At 73.9% G+C, this 16,922-nt stretch carries 10 protein-coding genes; 7 read left to right on the top strand and 3 right to left on the bottom strand.

The genetic code is table 11. The annotated features are described in order from the left end of the window. Positions 1 to 165: 165 nt before the first annotated feature. The gene (locus ATJ97_RS11375) at positions 166 to 2,937 is read right to left on the bottom strand and encodes a cation-translocating P-type ATPase (protein WP_483866850.1); all 2,772 of its coding nucleotides are present in this window, start codon (positions 2,935 to 2,937) and stop codon (positions 166 to 168) included. A 259-nt stretch (positions 2,938 to 3,196) separates the two neighbouring features. On the opposite strand from ATJ97_RS11375, the gene ATJ97_RS11370 reads away from it, so the two are divergent. Continuing rightward, complete coding sequence (locus ATJ97_RS11370; protein ID WP_098483838.1) at positions 3,197 to 4,510, top strand: MFS transporter; 1,314 nt, start codon at positions 3,197 to 3,199, stop codon at positions 4,508 to 4,510. Positions 4,511 to 4,524: 14 nt separating this feature from the next. Here the strand turns inward: ATJ97_RS11370 and ATJ97_RS11365 are convergent, their stop codons facing one another. Together ATJ97_RS11365 and ATJ97_RS11360 are read right to left on the bottom strand one after the other, a co-directional pair. After that, positions 4,525 to 4,974: a pyrimidine dimer DNA glycosylase/endonuclease V gene (locus ATJ97_RS11365; RefSeq protein ID WP_098485411.1), complete on the bottom strand. Its 450-nt coding sequence runs from the start codon at positions 4,972 to 4,974 to the stop codon at positions 4,525 to 4,527. Next, the gene (locus ATJ97_RS11360) at positions 4,971 to 6,488 is read right to left on the bottom strand and encodes a CCA tRNA nucleotidyltransferase (protein WP_098483837.1); all 1,518 of its coding nucleotides are present in this window, start codon (positions 6,486 to 6,488) and stop codon (positions 4,971 to 4,973) included. The genes ATJ97_RS11365 and ATJ97_RS11360 overlap by 4 nt, the downstream gene beginning before the upstream one ends. Positions 6,489 to 6,500: 12 nt before the next feature. Here ATJ97_RS11360 and ATJ97_RS11355 point away from each other — a divergent pair, with 12 nt between their 5' ends. The 6 genes from ATJ97_RS11355 (at position 6,501) to trxA (ending at position 16,844) form a co-directional block, all read left to right on the top strand. Next, positions 6,501 to 7,025 carry an NUDIX hydrolase gene (locus tag ATJ97_RS11355; protein ID WP_098483836.1) on the top strand — a complete coding sequence of 175 codons (525 nt, stop codon included), beginning with the start codon at positions 6,501 to 6,503 and terminating at the stop codon, positions 7,023 to 7,025. Next, positions 7,022 to 9,463, top strand: coding sequence for a DUF6049 family protein (locus ATJ97_RS11345; RefSeq protein WP_170037400.1), 2,442 nt, complete (start codon positions 7,022 to 7,024; stop codon positions 9,461 to 9,463). The genes ATJ97_RS11355 and ATJ97_RS11345 overlap by 4 nt, the downstream gene beginning before the upstream one ends. Next, positions 9,463 to 14,031: a murein biosynthesis integral membrane protein MurJ gene (gene murJ, locus ATJ97_RS20055; protein ID WP_211287183.1), complete on the top strand. Its 4,569-nt coding sequence runs from the start codon at positions 9,463 to 9,465 to the stop codon at positions 14,029 to 14,031. The genes ATJ97_RS11345 and murJ overlap by 1 nt, the downstream gene beginning before the upstream one ends. A 267-nt stretch (positions 14,032 to 14,298) precedes the next feature. Then, positions 14,299 to 15,351, top strand: a complete 1,053-nt coding sequence (locus ATJ97_RS11335; protein ID WP_098485410.1) for an IS110 family RNA-guided transposase — start codon at positions 14,299 to 14,301, stop codon at positions 15,349 to 15,351. Positions 15,352 to 15,459: 108 nt separating this feature from the next. After that, positions 15,460 to 16,467: a thioredoxin-disulfide reductase gene (trxB, locus tag ATJ97_RS11330; protein ID WP_098483833.1), complete on the top strand. Its 1,008-nt coding sequence runs from the start codon at positions 15,460 to 15,462 to the stop codon at positions 16,465 to 16,467. Between the two features lie 50 nt (positions 16,468 to 16,517). Then, positions 16,518 to 16,844 carry a thioredoxin gene (gene trxA, locus ATJ97_RS11325; RefSeq protein ID WP_098483832.1) on the top strand — a complete coding sequence of 109 codons (327 nt, stop codon included), beginning with the start codon at positions 16,518 to 16,520 and terminating at the stop codon, positions 16,842 to 16,844. The last annotated feature ends 78 nt before the right edge of the window (positions 16,845 to 16,922 follow it).

Raw genomic sequence — 16,922 nt, 5'->3', positions numbered from 1 at the left:
ATGATGGCCGCGACACCCTGCAGGCGAGCCGCAGCGCGGCCTCAGTGGCGCACGAACGCGAGCGCAGCTAGTGCTACAACATCGGTGCACATATCGCACCGAAGTTGTAGCACTCCGCCGACAGGCCGCACAGAACACCAGACGGCCGCATGCCGGGGGGCGCCTTCACGCCACCTCGCCTCGGTGCCGCGCGCGCCAGACCAGTTTGCGCAGCTCGTCGAACCACAGCACCGACGACGCCATCGCCACCGCGACGGCCCAGTGCGCCAGGTCCATCGACGCGGTCCCGAACGCGGCCTGGAGGAACGGCACCTCCACGACCGCGACCTGCAGCGCGAAGGCCAGGGCCACTGCGCCCCACAGCCACTTGTTGACGAACAGCCGGTGGAACGCGCTGGTCGTCTCCGAGCGGGAGTTGAAGGCGTTGAACAGCTGCGCCACGACCAGGGTGGTGAACCCGGCGGTGCGCGCCACCTCGAGGGAGTCGTGGCCCTCCACGAGCCCGCCGGGCAGGAAGATGTCGATCGTCGCGAGCGTCGCGAGACCCATGACGAGCCCGATGGACAGGATGCCGGTCCACATGTGCCTGTCGATGATCCGCTCGCTCAGCCGCCGCGGGCGCCGGCCCATGACGTCGTCGATCTCGGGGTCCACGCCCATCGCGAGCGCCGGCCCGGAGTCCGTGACGAGGTTGATCCACAGGATCTGCGTCGCGAGCAGCGGGACCACCACGGCGTCGTCGGAGGCGCCCGCCAGCCCGATGACGCCGGCGAGCACCACGCCGAGAAAGACGGTGAAGACCTCGCCCATGTTCGAGGACAGCAGGTAGCGCAGGAACTTCTTGATGTTGTCGAAGATGATCCGGCCCTGCCGCACGGCAGCGACGATCGTGGCGAAGTTGTCGTCGCCGAGGATCATCTTGGAGGCCTCCTTCGTCACCTCCGTCCCGGTGACGCCCATGGCCACCCCGATGTCGGCCGACTTCAGCGCGGGGGCGTCGTTGACGCCGTCGCCGGTCATGGCCACCACGTGCCCGTCGGCCTGGAGGGCGTCGACGATCTGCAGCTTGTTCTGGGGCGCCACGCGGGCGTAGACGGAGACGTCCCGCGTGACCTCCCGGAGCGCACCGCCGTCGAGGCGGTCGAGCTCGACACCCGTGACCGCGCGGGCCTCGCCCGCACCGACGATGCCGAGGTCCTCGGCGATGCGCGCCGCCGTCGTCGGGTGGTCGCCGGTGATCATCATGACCCGGACGCCGGCCCGGTGGGCCTGCTCGACGGCGTCGGCCACCTCGGGGCGCGGCGGGTCGATGATGCCGACGACGCCGACGTAGACGAGGTCCCGCTCGCTGTCCTCGAGCCGCTCGGCCGACGTCCCCTCCTCGACGCGCCGGTACGCCACCCCGAGCGTGCGGTACGCCTGCCCGGAGAGGGCCTCGACGTCGGCGAGGGCCCGGGCATGCCGTGCGTCGTCGAGCGGGACGACGTCGGAGCCCACCTGCTGCCTTGTGCAGCGCCGGAGGAGCACGTCGGGGGCGCCCTTGGTGACGAGCGCCCACGCGCCGTCGCCCTCGGGGTCGACGAGCGCGGACATCATCTTGCGCTCGGAGGTGAAGGGGACCTCGCCGCGGCGCTCGTACGTGCGCACCCGGTCCACGGTGCCCTGGAGCTTGTGCGCGGCCACGAGGAAGGCGGCCTCGGTGGGGTCGCCCTGGATCTCCCACTCGCCGTCGCGCCGGGTGAGCTGGGCGTCGTTGGCGAGCGAGCCGCCGCCGAGGACCATGCCGACCTCCCGGGTCAGCGCCTCGTCCTCGAGCGGCCCGCCGGCGGACAGCACCTCGCCGTCGGGCCGGTAGCCGACGCCGGTGAGGCGGACCTCGCCGGACGCGGTGACGACCCGCTCGATCGTCATCTCGTTCTTCGTCAGCGTGCCGGTCTTGTCCGAGGCGATGACCGACGCCGAGCCGAGTGTCTCCACGGAGTGGAGCTTCTTCACGACGGCGTTGCGCCGCGCCATCCGCTGCACCCCGATGGCCAGCACCACGGAGAGGATGGCGGGCAGGCCCTCGGGGACGGCGGCGACGGCGAGCGAGACCCCGAGCAGCAGCACGGTGACGAAGTCGGAGAGCGTGCTCACCTCGTTCACGAGCGCCGTGACGACCATGACCACCACGGCGATGACGATGACCGTGACGCCGAGGAGCTTGCTGACGCCGGCGATCTCGCGCTGCAGCGGGCTGGGGTCCTCCTCGGTGGCGTCCAGCATCTCGGCGATGGCGCCCATCTCGGTGTCCATGCCGGTCGCGGTGACCAGCGCGGTGCCGACCCCCTGCGCCACGGCGGTGCCCTTGAACACCATGTCGAGCCGGTCGCCGAGCGGGGCGTGCGCCTCGAGGGTGGCGGGGTTCTTGGTCACCGCCTCGCTCTCGCCGGTGAGCGAGGCCTCCTGGATCTTCAGGGCGGTGGCACGGACGAGGCGGGCGTCCGCGCCGACGGCGTCACCCTCGCCGAGGACGAGGACGTCGCCCCGCACCAGCTCGGCCGAGGGGACGGTGACGCGCCGGCCGTCCCGCAGCACCGTGGACGTGGCCGCCGTCATGGACTGCAGCGCCGCGACGGCGTTCTCGGCCTTGTTCTCCTGGACGAACCCGAGCACGGCGTTGAGCAGGACGACCGCGGCGATGACGACGGCGTCCACGGGGAAGCCCGTCGCGCCCTCCGCCGCCCAGGCCACCACCGAGATGGCGACGGCGACCAGCAGCAGGTAGATCAGCGGGTCCTGGAACTGCGCCAGGACCTTCCGCCACAGGGGCACCGGAGGTTTCGAGCGCAGCTCGTTCGGCCCGTCCGCGGCCAGCCGGCGGGCCGCCTCGGCGCCCGTCAGGCCGACGGAGAGGTCCACGTCCAGCTCGCGGGCGAGGTCCGCCACCTCCCGCACCGACGGGTCGTGGCCCGGCCGGCCCGGGCTCGCGTCGCGTCCCGCGGCGGTCCGGTCGCCGACGGCGGCGGCGGGTGTGGACCGGTCACTAAAGTTTGATCTATCCACCTATCCATCGTCGTCCACCCGACGCCGATGTGCCATGGGACGTTCGGCCGTCGCGCACGGTGAGATGGGGCACGCCTGCGGCACCGCTTCGCACCCATGGCGCGGACGGCGGATAGCCTGCCACGGTGCCGATCCCCGCCGCCCGCATCCGATGAGCGTCCTCTCCGACCTGCGGACCGTCGCCGTCAACGACGGCTTCCGCAAGCTCTTCACCGTCCGACTGGTCTCCCAGTGCGGTGACGGGGCGTTCCAGATCGGGCTCGCGACGCTGTTCTTCTTCAACCCGACGAACATGGCCACCGCGTCCTCCGTGGCGGCCGCGTTCGCCGTCCTGCTGCTGCCCTTCACCGTGGTGGGGCCGTTCGCCGGCCCGCTGCTCGACCGGTGGCGCCGCAGGCAGGTCCTCCTCTACGGCAACGCGATCCGTGTGGTGCTGGCCCTCGTCCTGGCCGCCCTCATGGCGACCGTGGGCGTGGGGCTGCCGGTCTACGTCCTGGCTCTCGTCACGCTCGGCATCAACAGGTTCTTGCTGGCCGCACTCTCCGCCGGCCTGCCGCGGGTGGTGCCGCGCGAGCACCTCATGATGGCGAACACGATCACGCCCACACTGGGGGCGGTCTCCGCCGTCGTCGGGGCGGGCATCGGCCTGGTGCTGGGGCTCGTCGCGCCCACCGGGCCGGTGAAGAACGGGATCGCCCTGACCATCGCGGCGCTGCTGTTCGGGGCCGCCTCGGCGCTCGCGGTGCGGCTGGGCCGCGACCAGCTGGGCCCCGTCGCCCCCGCCCCCGCCGACCAGCTCTGGGACGACGTCCGCGCCACCGCACGGGAGATGGTCGACGGCGCCCGCTACCTGATCGCCCGCCGCACCCCGGGCATGGCGCTCGGGGTCATGGCGGTGCACCGGTTCCTCTACGGCACCAACTTCATCGCGCTGCTCCTCATCTCGCGCAACCTGCTCTCCGACCCGGCCGACGCCGAGGCGGGCCTGAAGATGTTCGGCACCCTCAGCGCCGTCTCGTTCGCGGGCAACGGGCTGGGCATCCTGCTGACGCCGGTGGCGCACGAGCGGATGCGGCCCTCCACCTGGATCGTGGTGTGCCTGGGGATCGCCGGGCTGAGCCAGGTGATCCTGGCGACGACGCCCGTGCTGTGGGTGATCGCCGTCGCCGCTGTGCTCATGGGGCTGGGGGTGCAGGGGGCGAAGATCGCCGTCGACACCATCGTCCAGCGCGACACCGACGACACCTACCGCGGGCGCGCCTTCTCCCTGTACGACACCCTCTACAACGCCGCGTTCGTGGGGGCGGCGGCGCTGGCCGCGGCGGCCCTGCCGGACACCGGCTGGTCGCGCGGGGTGTTCCTGGCGCTGACGGCGGTGTACGTGGTGGTGACGCTGGCGTACCAGGCGGGCACGCGGCGGGTGGACGACACCCCCGTGCCCGTGCTGGCCGGCGAGCGCGGCTGAGCCGTCCGCCGGCGTCAGCGCGTGACGACCTCCCAGTCGGCGACCGGCCCCGGTTCGACGACGAAGAGTGGGTGCGGCAGCGGGACCGCGACGCCGGCAAGCTCGCGGGCACGGTCGGGGCTGCGGACGCTGAGCTTGGTCATCAGGTGCGTCCACTCGTGATCGAGCTGGCCCTCGGTGACGGCGATCGGCGCGCCGGTGGGCACGTCGGCAGCCGGCGGGACGAGGATGCGCCCGCGGTCGTACCGGTAGCCCCGGGTGGTGGCCTCGTCGGCCACCGCGGAGAGGTACGCGCCCACGGCGGCGAGCGGCTGGGCGTGGGCACGGAAGCGGACGAGCTGCGGGTGGTGCCGGTAGCCCTTGGTGCGGCCGGCGAGGACGGCCTGCGCCAGCAGCGCCTCACGCCAGCAGGCGGTGAGCCCCTGACGGTCGAGGTACTGCGGGTGCAGCGACCAGAGCCTCACCCGCGCGCGGCCCACCACGCGAGCAGCGCCTCGCGGGCCTCGTCCTCGCCGACCGGCCCCCGCTCCATCCGCAGGTCGAGGAGGAACTTGTACGCCTGGCCCACCAGCGGCCCGGCGGGGATGCCGAGGATCTCCATGATCTGCTTGCCGTCGAGGTCGGGACGGATCGCCTTGAGCTCCTCGTGCGCCCGCAGCTGCGCGATCCGCTCCTCGAGGTCGTCGTACGCGGCAGAGAGCCGCATCGCCTTGCGCTGGTTGCGCGTGGTGCAGTCGGCGCGGGTGAGCCGGTGCAGCCGCTCGAGCAGCGGCCCGGCGTCGGTGACGTAGCGGCGCACCGCCGAGTCCGTCCACCCGCCGTCGCCGTAGCCGTGGAACCGCAGGTGCAGCTCCACCAACCGGGTGACGTCCTTGATCGTCTGCTTGTCGAAGCGCAGGGCCTTGAGACGCTTCGCCGTGAGCTTGGCCCCGACGAGCTCGTGGTGGTGGAAGCTGACCCCGCCGCCCGGCTCGAACCGGCGGGTGGCCGGCTTTCCGACGTCGTGCATGATCGCCGCGAGGCGCAGCACCAGGTCGGGGGCGGGAACTGGCCCGTCCGGCCCGGTCTCCAGCGCGATGGCCTGGTCGAGCACCGTCAGGGTGTGCTCGTAGACGTCCTTGTGGCGCTTGTGCTCGTCCACGGTCTGCTGCAGCTCCGCGAGCTCGGGCAGCACCACGTCGGCCACCCCGGTGTAGACCATGAGCTCCAATCCGCGGCGGGGGTGTCGGGAGGTGATGAGGCGCTCGAGCTCGGCGCGGATCCGCTCCGCCGAGACGATCCCGAGCCGGTCGGCCATGGCGGACATGGCGCTCATGACGTCGGGGTCGACGTCGAAGCCCAGCTGGGCGGTGAAGCGCGCCGCCCGCATGATGCGCAGCGGGTCGTCGTCGAAGGACTGGGTGGCGCTGACGGGCGTCCGCAGCAGGTGCTCGGCCAGGTCGCCGAGGCCGTCGTGCGGGTCGACGAACGTCAGCTCCGGCACCCGCACCGCCATGGCGTTGACCGTGAAGTCGCGGCGGGAGAGGTCGCCCTCGAGGGTGTCGCCGTACTGCACCTCGGGCTTGCGCGAGCCCACCTCGTACGCCTCGGTGCGGTAGGTGGTGACCTCGACGACCGTGTCGCCCCGGCGCGCGCCGATGGTGCCGAACTCCTTGCCGATGTCCCAGGAGGCGTCGCCCCACGCGGCGAGCAGCCGCTCGGTCTCGTCCGGGCGGGCCGAGGTCGCGAAGTCCAGGTCGTGCGAGACCACGCCGAGGAACGCGTCCCGGACCGGCCCGCCGACCAGCGCCAGCTCGTGCCCGGCGTCGGCGAACGCCTGCCCGAGCTCGCGGACGGAGGCGGGCAGGGCGGCGAGGGCGGAGAGGGCGCGGCGCTGGAGGTCGAGCCGGCGGTCGTGGCGGGAGGTGGTCGGGCTGGGCACCGACCAAGGGTGCCACGCCGAACAGTGGGCCCCGCAACGCCCCCGCGCGGGTGTCATTACAGTGTCCACATGCCTGCCGCCTTCCCTGTGCCGCGCCCCCAGGTGCCGCGGCCACCCCGGAACCGGCTGGTGAACGCTCGCACCTCGACGCTCCCCGTGGTCGACGAGACCTCGGCCGGTGGCCTGGTCGTGGACGTGGTGGAGGGACGGGCGTTCACCGCCGTCATCGCCCGCCGCAACCGCGCCGGGCGGCTCGAGTGGTGCCTGCCGAAGGGGCACCTCGAGGGCGAGGAGACGCCCGAGGAGGCGGCCGTGCGCGAGATCGCCGAGGAGACCGGCATCACGGGCCGGATCCTGCGCCACCTCGCCACCATCGACTACTGGTTCGCCGGCACGGACCGGCGCGTGCACAAGGTGGTCCACCACTTCCTGCTCGAGGCGACGGGCGGGGAGCTGACGATCGAGAACGACCCCGACCACGAGGCGGAGGACGTCGCCTGGGTCGAGCTCACCGAGGTGGCCACCCGGCTCGCCTACCCCAACGAGCGACGCGTCGTCTCCACGGCGCGGGACGTGCTGGCCGGGCGGGCATGACGCTGCGACGGGCGGCACGGCGCCCGGTCGCGGCCCTGACGGTCGCCCTCGGGGCGATGGGGGCGCTGCTGGCGGCCCCTGCCTCGGCGACGACGGCGCCCCCCACCGCCGCCCCGGCCGTGTCCGTCCCCGCGGCGGCCGGACCCGTGGCGGGCGGACCCGCGGCGGCCGGACCCGCGGCGGCCGGACCCGCCGTCGCCTCGGCCGGACCCGTGGCCGCATACGGCGGAAGGGACGCCGACCCGGTCACCGGCCCCGTCCCCGTCGGAGGCGCCGTCCCCGCGACGGCAAGGCAGTCGTCCGACGAGAAGACCGAGCTCGACGTCGAGATCACCGACCTCGGACCCCCGATCCTCCGGCCCGACGAGACCCTCACCGTCCGCGGCACGATCGACAACCAGACGCGCAAGGACGCCGAGTCGCCCGTGCTGCGCCTGCGGCTGCAGCGCTACACGCCGGTCTCGCGCACGGCGCTGCAGCGCTGGATGGAGCCGGGCTCCTACTCCACCACCGTCGTGCTGGCCCGCGAGGAGCTCAGGTCGATCCCCGCCGGTGCGAGCTCGACGTTCTCCGTGGAGGTCACCCCGGAGGAGCTCGGGCTGTCGTCGGGCTCGGCCACGTGGGGCCCGCACGGCGTCGAGGCCGCCGTGAACGACACCGCCGGCACCGACCTCGCCGGCGCCGACCGGAGCATCCTCCTGTGGTACCCGGACGTCGAGGTCGAGCCCACCCCCGTCAGCGTCCTCGTCCCGATCACACCGACGGCGCACGAGCGCACCGAGGCCTCCCTCGCCGGCACCACCGTGGGTGACGCCGCCGCCCCCCGCCTCCTCGAGCTGCTGGGCGCCGTCGACCGTCCGGGCGTGACGGCGGCCGTGGACGGCTCGCTCCTGGCCGCCCCGCCCGGAGAGGTGGGCACCGCCGTCGGGGCCGCCGCCGCCCGCGGGGGTGGGGAGCCGGGCGGGGACGAGGCGACGGACGACGGCGGCACCCCGCCCACGGGGGACGGCACCCCCGGCGGCACCCCGGAGAGCACGGACCCACCCGCCCCGGCCCCGACGTCGGACGGCCGGACGGAGCCGCCTCCCGGCTGGTCCGCCCTGCTCGACGCCGTCACCACCATGGGTTCCGCCTCCGGCCGGGAGGTCGCGGTGCTGCCGTGGGCGGACGCCGACGTCGCCGCGCTCGCGCACACGGGGTCGGACGCCGAGCTGGCCAGGACCACCGCGGAGGCCGCCGCGGCCGCCCGCGCCGCGGGGCTCGGTGACGCCCCGGTGCTGACCTGGCCCGCGACGGCGCGGCCCGACCTCGAGACGGTCGCCGCCGGGGACGCCGCCGGCACGGACGCCGCGGTGCTGCCGGTGACGGCCGCGACGCCGTTGGACGAGCTGACCTACACGCCCGAGAGTCGCGCGGACCTGGTGGTGGGCAGGGGCGCGGACCCGCACACGGTGCCGGCGGTGCTGGTGGACGACCGCGCGTCGGCCGTCCTGTCCGGCCAGATGCTGCCCCGGGTCGGCAGCGGTGAGGACGGTCCCGTCCACCTCGACCCCCTCGACGCCCGGCAGCTGCTGCTGGCCGACACCGCGGTGATCTCCCGCGAGCGCCCGTCGGACCCGCGCGCCGTGGTGCTGGCCCTGCCGCGCGACCAGGCGGGTGACGAGGAGGGGCTGGCGGACACCCTCAGGACCCTGCTCGACGCTCCGTGGGTGGCCCCCACGGAGCTCTCCGCCGTCGTCGACCGGGAGGCGCCCGAGCTCGAGCGCGGCACGCTGCCCGAGAGGGAGGTCGACCCGGACGAGATCGGCCGCGGCGAGCTGGCCGCGATGGACGCCACGGTCGCCCGGGCGCGTTCCTTCGCGTCCGTGACCGCCTCGCCCGAGCAGGTGGTCGACCCGGTCGTGAACGCGCTGGAGCCGGCCCTCTCGGCCGCGTGGCGCGAGCGTCCCGCGGGGCGGGCGGACCTGCTGGACCGGGTCGCCGCCCAGGTCACCGCGCTCGACTCCCGGCTCGTGGCCCTGGAGTCTTCGACCTACAACCTCATCAACTCGTCGGCTGGGCTGCCCGTCCACGTGCGCAACGAGCTGTCCACGGACGCCACGGTGGAGGTCTCCCTCAGGCCCTCGGACCAGCGCCTCCAGGTGCCCGGCCCCGTGTCGCTCACGATCCCGGCCGCCTCCCAGGCCTCGGTCACGGTGCCGGTGCGGGCGGTGGGCAGCGGCGACGTGACGGTCTCCGTCGAGCTCCTCGGCCCGGACGGGCGCACCGTGGGCACCCCGGCGGACCTGCGGGTGCGCGCGCGCCCCGACTGGGAGAACGTGGGCACCGCCGTCGTGGCCGGGGTGCTGGCGGTCATGCTCGTCGTCGGCCTGGTCCGGACGGTGCGCAAGGGACGACGGATGGACCCGGACACGCCGCTGCCGGAGGAGGAGACCTGATGAGTGCCGCACGTCGGCGGGGGGTGGCCGGATCGTCGGCCGTGATGTTCGCGGGCACCCTCGTCTCGCGCGTGCTCGGCATGGTCAAGTCGCCGCTGCTGCTCGGTGCCGCGATCGGCATCAACTTCGGCGCCGCGAACGCGTTCTCGGTGGCGAACAAGCTGCCGAACCTCATCTACATGCTCATCGCGGGCGGCGTGCTCAACGCCGTCCTCGTCCCGCAGATCGTGCGGGCGATCCGCAACGACGCGGACCGCGGCCAGGCATACGTCAACCGGCTGCTCACCCTCGCGATGGTCGGCCTCGGCTCGGTGACGGTGCTGCTCACCCTCGCCGCGCCGCTGCTCGTCAGCCTCTACGCCGTCAACCTCCCGCAGGAGTGGTACGACGTCGCCGTCTCCTTCGGGTACTGGTGCATCCCGCAGCTTTTCTTCTACGGCATGTACACGCTGCTGGGGCAGGTGCTCAACGCCCGGGAGATCTTCGGGCCGTACATGTGGGCGCCCGCGCTGAACAACGTGGTCGCCATCCTCGGCCTGGGGGCGTACCTCGTCGTGTTCGGCGGCACCGCGGCCGCCGACGACGCGAGCGCCTGGACCACCTCCCGGGTCGCGCTGCTGGCCGGCACGGCGACGCTGGGGATCGTGGCGCAGGCCGTCGTCCTGCTCGTGCCGCTGCACCGGTCCGGGTTCCGCTACCGCCCGCAGTGGGGCCTGCGCGGCTCGGGCCTGGGCAAGGCGAGCCGCATGGCGATGTGGGTCTTCGCCGCGCTGGCGGCGAACCAGGCCGCGTACGTCGTCGTCTCCAACGCCGCGGCGTACGCGTTCCGGGCCGGTGGCGGCGCGCGTGACGTGGCCGGCAACGGCGCCTACGACACCGCCTTCCTCATCTACACGCTGCCGACCTCCCTGGTGACCGTCTCGCTCGTCACGGCGTTGTTCACCCGGATGTCGTCCAAGGCCGCCGCGGCGGACCTGCGCGCGGTGCGCGCGGACCTGTCCGTGGGCCTGCGGACCGTCTCGGTCTTCACCGTCTTCGCCACCGGCGCGCTCATGGTGCTGGCGCTGCCGGTGGTGCGGATCATCGCCGCGACGGTCACGTACGCCGAGGTGCAGTCCATCGCGAACGTCGTGGTCGCGATGCTGGGCGGCCTCGTGGCGGTGGGCGTGTTCACCATGTGCCAGCGGGTGTACTACGCGTTCGAGGACGCCCGCGGGCTCTTCCGCCTGCAGATCCCCATGATCCTCGTGCTCGCCGCCGGGGCGGCGGCGTCGATGCTGCTGCCGCCGCGGTGGACGGTGGTGGGGATCGGCGTCGCGATGACCCTGTCGAACTGGATCGGCGCGCTCGTGACCTACCTGGGTCTGCGCCAGCACCTGCGCACGATCGACGGCGGCCGGGTCCTGCGCACCCACCTGCGCCTGGTCCTGGCGGCGGTCCCGTCGACCCTGGTGGGGTGGGGGCTGCTGCACCTGCTCGGCGTGGACTCCGGCCTGGGCATCTTCGGCGCGCTGTGGCGCATCGCGGTGGTCGGGACGGTCATGGGCGTGCTGTATGTCGTGGCGCTGCGCCGGCTGCGGGTCGACGAGCTCGACACCCTGGCCCGCCCGGTCGGGAAGGTGCTGGTCGCCGTGGGCCGGCGGGCGCCGGCCCCGGTGGGCGGGATGCTCGTGCGGGCGGGGGCGGCGCTGGCACCGGCCGCCGTCGCGACCACCCGGTCCGGCGGCCCTGACGACCACGACGGCGGACCCGGCGGTGGTCCCGACGGCGGACCCGCCGGAGGTCCCGGCGGCGGACCCGGCGGAGGCCCGGTGGGTGGTCCCGACGGTGGTCCCGCCGGTGGTCCCGGCGGAGGCCCGGGGTGTGGGTCCGACAGCGGGTCTGGCCGTGGCCCGGAGGGCGGGCCCGGCGGTCCGGGCCGGTCCTCGGGCGGCGGCCCCGGCGACACGTCCGTGCCCGACACCGGCAGCCCCGTGCCGGCACCGGTCGCGGCCGCCGAGAACGTCACCGTGCCGCCAGTCGGCGCGGCAGCGGGCGACCCGGTGCGTACACTCGGCCACGACGCCCGAACCGGGGCTGAGCACGACGCGGACAAGGGGAGCACGGCACTGGAAGCGCGCACGGACGACGCCGGCCGGGGGACCCGCCACGTCCTCGACGAGCGCTACGAGCTCGGGGCCGCCCTCGAGACCACCGTCGGCGGGGTGGACCGGCGCCGCGCCCACGACACGATCCTCGACCGGCCCGTCGAGGCGCTGGTGCTCCCGCCGGCAGGGTCCGGGGTGGCCGACGTCCTCGACGCCGCCCGCCGCGCCGCCCTGGTGGAGGACCACCGGCTGGCCCAGGTCCTCGACGTCGGGTCCGACGGCACGTCCGCCTACGTCGTCACCGACCCCGTCACCGGCCCCAGCCTCGCCGAGCTGACCGCGCACGGCCCGCTCGAGGCGGAGCAGGCCCGCGCCGTGATCGGCGAGGCCACCAGCGCGCTGGAGTCGGCCCGACGCCACGGGGTGCGGCACCTGGCCCTGCGCCCGGAGGCGCTGCACGTCACGCCCGACGGCGAGGTCCTCATCACCGGGCTCGGCACCGACGCCGTGCTGCTCGGCCTCGCCGACCCGGACGGCTCGCCGCTCGCCGCCACCCGCCGCGACGCCACCGACCTGGTGCGCCTGCTCTACCTGTGCCTGACCGGGCTGTGGCCGGCTGTGGACGAGGAGCCTCCCGCGCCCCGCAGCCTCAACCCCGAGGTGCCCGGCGACCTCGACGAGCTGTGCACCCGCACGCTCGTGGACAACGACGGACCGCGCAGCACCGGTGAGCTGATCCGGCTCCTGGCGCCGTGGCCCGACGTCGACGCCGCCTCGGTCCTGGGCCCGCCGCCCGCCCCGCCGTCGGCAGCGCCGGCTCCCTCCGCACCTCCTGCCGCCGAACCGGCCGAAGGCGCACCCGCCCCCGGTTCGTCCCGCACCGGGGAGGCACCGTCTGCAGGGCCGGCAGGCAACGGCGGCTCGACCGGTGCCGGGGCAGCCGCCGCTGTCGCGACCGGTGCCGCGGGCGCTGCCGGGGCCGCCGTTGCCGGTTCGACCGTGGCGGGCGCCGCCGCCGGCACGGAGCAGGCGGGCGGGCACCGCCTGGTGCCCACGTGGGCACGCGTCCACGCCGACCCGGAGCCGGTCACCGACCCCGCCGCGGCCGCTCCCCCCGCTCCCATGAACGACCCGACAGCCACGGCACCGCTCGACGCGGTCACCGCCGTCGACCCGGACGCCGTCGACGATGCCGCCGTCACCGTCGCGGGCCCAGCCACCGCCGTGCAGCCAACCGCCGGTGGCCCGGACGCCGGTCCGGCACCCGCGCCGCCGTCCACCGACCCGGCCGCCGTCGTCGGCCCGCCGCCACCGCCCCCTGTGGTCCCGTCCTCCGCCCCGGCGCCCGCCGGAACGGCCGCACTGCCGCTGCAGGCCGCGACCGACCGCCCGGCCACGGCACCCGGCCCGCGCACGCTGTCGTGGACGCCGAAGCGGCCGGCCAGCCCCGCCCAGCCCCCGGGCTTCCCGCAGATCCTCGACGTCACCGACGCCGACCGCGCGACCCCGTCGAGCCGTCACACGAAGAACCCGGGCGCCCTGGCCGGGCTCGCGGTCATCGCCGGCTCCGCCGTCGAGTCGCTCAAGCAAGGAGCCCGGAAGGCTGCCGAGGGGACGAAGGAGGGGGCGCGCAAGGCCGCCGAGGGCACCCGCACGGCGGCCGCCGCGACCCGCGAGACCGTCGGCTCCGCCGTCGTCGCCGGCAAGGAGAAGGTGGCCGAGGCCGGCGAGGCCCGGCGCAGCCGCCCGGAGACCGCGCCGATCCCGACGCAGCAGGTCCCCGTGCGGCCGTCGTACGACGACGACTCCCTCTCCGCCGTCGACGGCCCCGAGGTGCCGTTCGCGGAGCGCCGGATCAACCCCACGCCGGTGGTCCTCGTGGCCGTCGCGGCGCTGGTGCTCGTGCTCTTCCTGGTCGCCACCCGCACGCTTCTCGCCCCGCCCGAGCCGGTCTCCCTGCCGCGCAACAACCCCGCGCCGACGGCGAGCGCCGAGCCCACCCCGACGGCGGAGCCGACCCCCGAGCAGAGCGCCACCACGCAGGAGCCGGCCGCCGGTCCGCCGCTCATCGCCTCGCTCGCCCCGCTCGACCCTGAGGGCGACGGCGGCGAGAACCCGGACCTCGCCTCCCGGGCGATGGACGGGGACCCCGCGACGTACTGGCGCTCACGCTCCTACGTCAACCCGGAGTACGGCATGAAGACCGGCATCGGTCTTGCCGTCACGCTCCAGCAGCCCGCGACCGTGAGCAGCGTCGAGATCGACCTGCGCGGCACCGGCGGGCTGGTCCAGATCCGCAGCACCTCCCCGGAGACCCCGACCGAGGGCGACGTGCTCGCCGAGGGCGAGATGGGTCCCGGCACAGTCTTCAGGTTCGACCCGGTGGAGACCGAGAGCCTCGTGCTGTGGTTCCCGCGCCTGCCGACGGCCGAGTCGGACGGCAAGAACCGCATCGAGCTGGCCGAGGTGCGCGTCGGCTGACTGTGAGGATTCCTCTTGCAGCCTGTTGATGGTGGGCTGTGGGCGGTGATTGCGGACGTGACCCTTCGACTGACTGGCTTCGTGCCTTGCGCGCGACTTGTCCGTTCGTGGTCGCCGGCCCCGGCCCAGCCGGAGCAGCTGGCCTGATCAGGAGCTTGACCGTCGGCGTAGCCGCGCCGACGTGTCCCGTCACAGTCCTGCCGAAGCTCCGACCTGGACCGGAACCGTTTCGCGTCCGTCCAGGCAACAGGAGAACGCATGACCAGTGTGACCAGACTGTCCGAGGTTGTCGACGTCATCATCGGTGTCGACACCCATGTCCAGACCCACACCGCCGCGGCCGTCGAGGCCCGCACCGGGGCGCTGCTAGGCCAGATCACGGTGGAGACGACCCCGGCCGGGTACGAGGAGCTGACCGCCTTCGCCGATGAGCACGCCGCCCTGCGGGCCTGGGCGATCGAGGGCACCGGTGGCCACGGCGCGGGGCTGGCCCGTCACCTCGCCCATGACCAGGAGGTCGTGGTCGAGCTCGACCGGCCCGAGCGGGCCCGCCGTCGCAACGGGGCCAAGTCCGACCCGCTCGACGCCGAGCGTGCCGCCCGGGAGGCGATGGCCCGGACCCGGTTGGGCACCCCGCGTGCGGGCGGGGACCGCCAGGCCCTGTCCGTCCTGCTCGCCGCCCGCCGCTCCGCGGTCGAGGCAGCCACCCTCGCTCAGCGTCAGCTCTTCAGCCTGGTCATCGCCGCCCCTGAACCGATCCGGGCCCGGTTCCGCGGAAAGAAGATTCCCGCCATGGTCGCCACCGCCGCCGTGTTGCGGCTGGACCCGTCCTGGGACACCGAGACGACCACGACCGTGACCGTGCTGCGCTCTCTCGCCCGGCGTGCCCGTGACCTCGCCGCCGAGGCCGCGGAACACGAGAAGGCGATCCTGGCCATCGTGCGGGCCTGGCGCCCCGATCTCCTCGACCAGATCGGCGTCGGCCCCATCGTCGCCGCGACCGTGCTCTGCGCCTGGTCCCACCCCGGGCGGGTGCACTCCGAGGCCGCGTTCGCCATGCTCGCCGGCGTCGCCCCGATCCCCGCCAACAGTGGCCAGACCACCACCAGGTACCGCCTCAACCGCTACGGCGACCGCCAGCTCAACCGCGCCCTGCACACCGTCGCCCTGTCCCGGCAGCGCTACCACCAGCCCACCCGCGACTACACCGCCCGCCGCACCAGCGAGGGCAAGACTCCGCGAGAGATCAAACGCTGCCTCAAGCGCTACATCGCCCGAGACCTCTACCGACTCCTCGAGAACCCCTCACCCACCACTTGACGAACCATAGGAGCGTCGTCCGTGAGACCGAGGTCGCAGGGTCGGGGGAACATCGACCGCCTACCATCGGTTGAAGGACGTAGAGGTCCCAATCACGTGAGGAAGATCATGGCTGCACAGCAGAACACGCCCGAGGTCCGCGACGTCATCATCGTGGGGTCCGGCCCCGCCGGGTACACCGCGGCCGTGTACGCCGCGCGGGCGAACCTGCGGCCGGTCGTCTTCGCCGGCTCCGTGACCGCGGGCGGCGCGCTCATGAACACCACCGAGGTGGAGAACTTCCCCGGCTTCCCCGAGGGCATCCTCGGCCCGGAGCTGATGGAGAACATGCAGAAGCAGGCCGAGCGCTTCGGGGCGGAGATCCGCTACGAGGACGTCGTCGCCGTCGACCTGTCCGGGGACGTCAAGACCGTCACCACGGACGACGACGAGACGTTCGCCGCCCGCGCGGTGATCCTCGCCAACGGCTCGGCCTACCGCGAGCTGGGCCTCGAGGGCGAGAAGCGACTCTCCGGGCGCGGTGTCTCCTGGTGCGCGACCTGCGACGGGTTCTTCTTCCGCAACCAGCACGTCCTCGTCGTCGGCGGCGGCGACTCCGCGATGGAGGAGGCCACCTTCCTGACCCGGTTCGTCGAGAAGGTCACCGTGGTGCACCGCCGCGACGAGCTGCGCGCCTCGAAGATCATGGCCGAGCGCGCCATGGCCAACGAGAAGATCGAGTTCGCCTGGAACAGCGAGGTCGCCGAGATCCACGGCGATCAGAAGGTCAGCGGTGTGACCCTGCGCGACACCGTCACCGGTGAGACGCGCGAGATCGACGCGACCGGCATCTTCGTGGCCATCGGCCACGACCCGCGCACCGAGATCCTCAAGGGCCAGGTCAAGCTCGACGACGAGGGCTACATCGTCGTCGACCACCCGACCACCGCCACCACCGTGCCGGGCGTCTTCGCCTGCGGCGACGCCGTGGACCACATCTACCGCCAGGCGATCACCGCCGCGGGCACCGGCTGCTCCGCCGCGCTGGACGCCGAGCGCTACCTGGCCCGGCTCGACGAGGCGGGCGAGCCCGGCACCGACGCCTCCCAGACCCCCGAGGGCGCCGTCCTCGTCTGAGGCGCCAGTCCCTCCGAGTACGCCACCGGCCGACCGACCGAAAGGAACCCATGAGCACCGTCAGCGAGGTGACCGACGCGACCTTCGACGCGGAGGTCCTCAACTCCGACCAGCCTGTCCTCGTCGACTTCTGGGCGACGTGGTGCGCCCCGTGCCGCCAGATGGCGCCGATCATCGACGAGATCGCGGCCGCGCACGGCGACAAGATGAAGTTCGTCAAGCTCGACACCGACGCGAACCCCGCCACCGCGCAGCGCTACGGCATCGTGTCGATCCCGACGTTCAACGTCTACGTCAAGGGTGAGCTCGTGAAGTCCATCGTCGGCGGGAAGCCGAAGAAGGCCTTCACCGAGCAGCTGTCGGAGTTCCTCTCCTGACCGAATCTCGCGTCGAGAGCTGACCGTCGCCCCCGTTCCCGGACTTCCCGGGAGACGGGGGCGACGTCGTTCTGTGCC

Source organism: Georgenia soli (assembly GCF_002563695.1).
GTDB classification, from domain to species: Bacteria; Actinomycetota; Actinomycetes; order Actinomycetales; family Actinomycetaceae; genus Georgenia; species Georgenia soli.
Note: the sequence above shows the minus strand (reverse complement) of the source record. Positions and strands in the feature narration are given on the sequence as shown.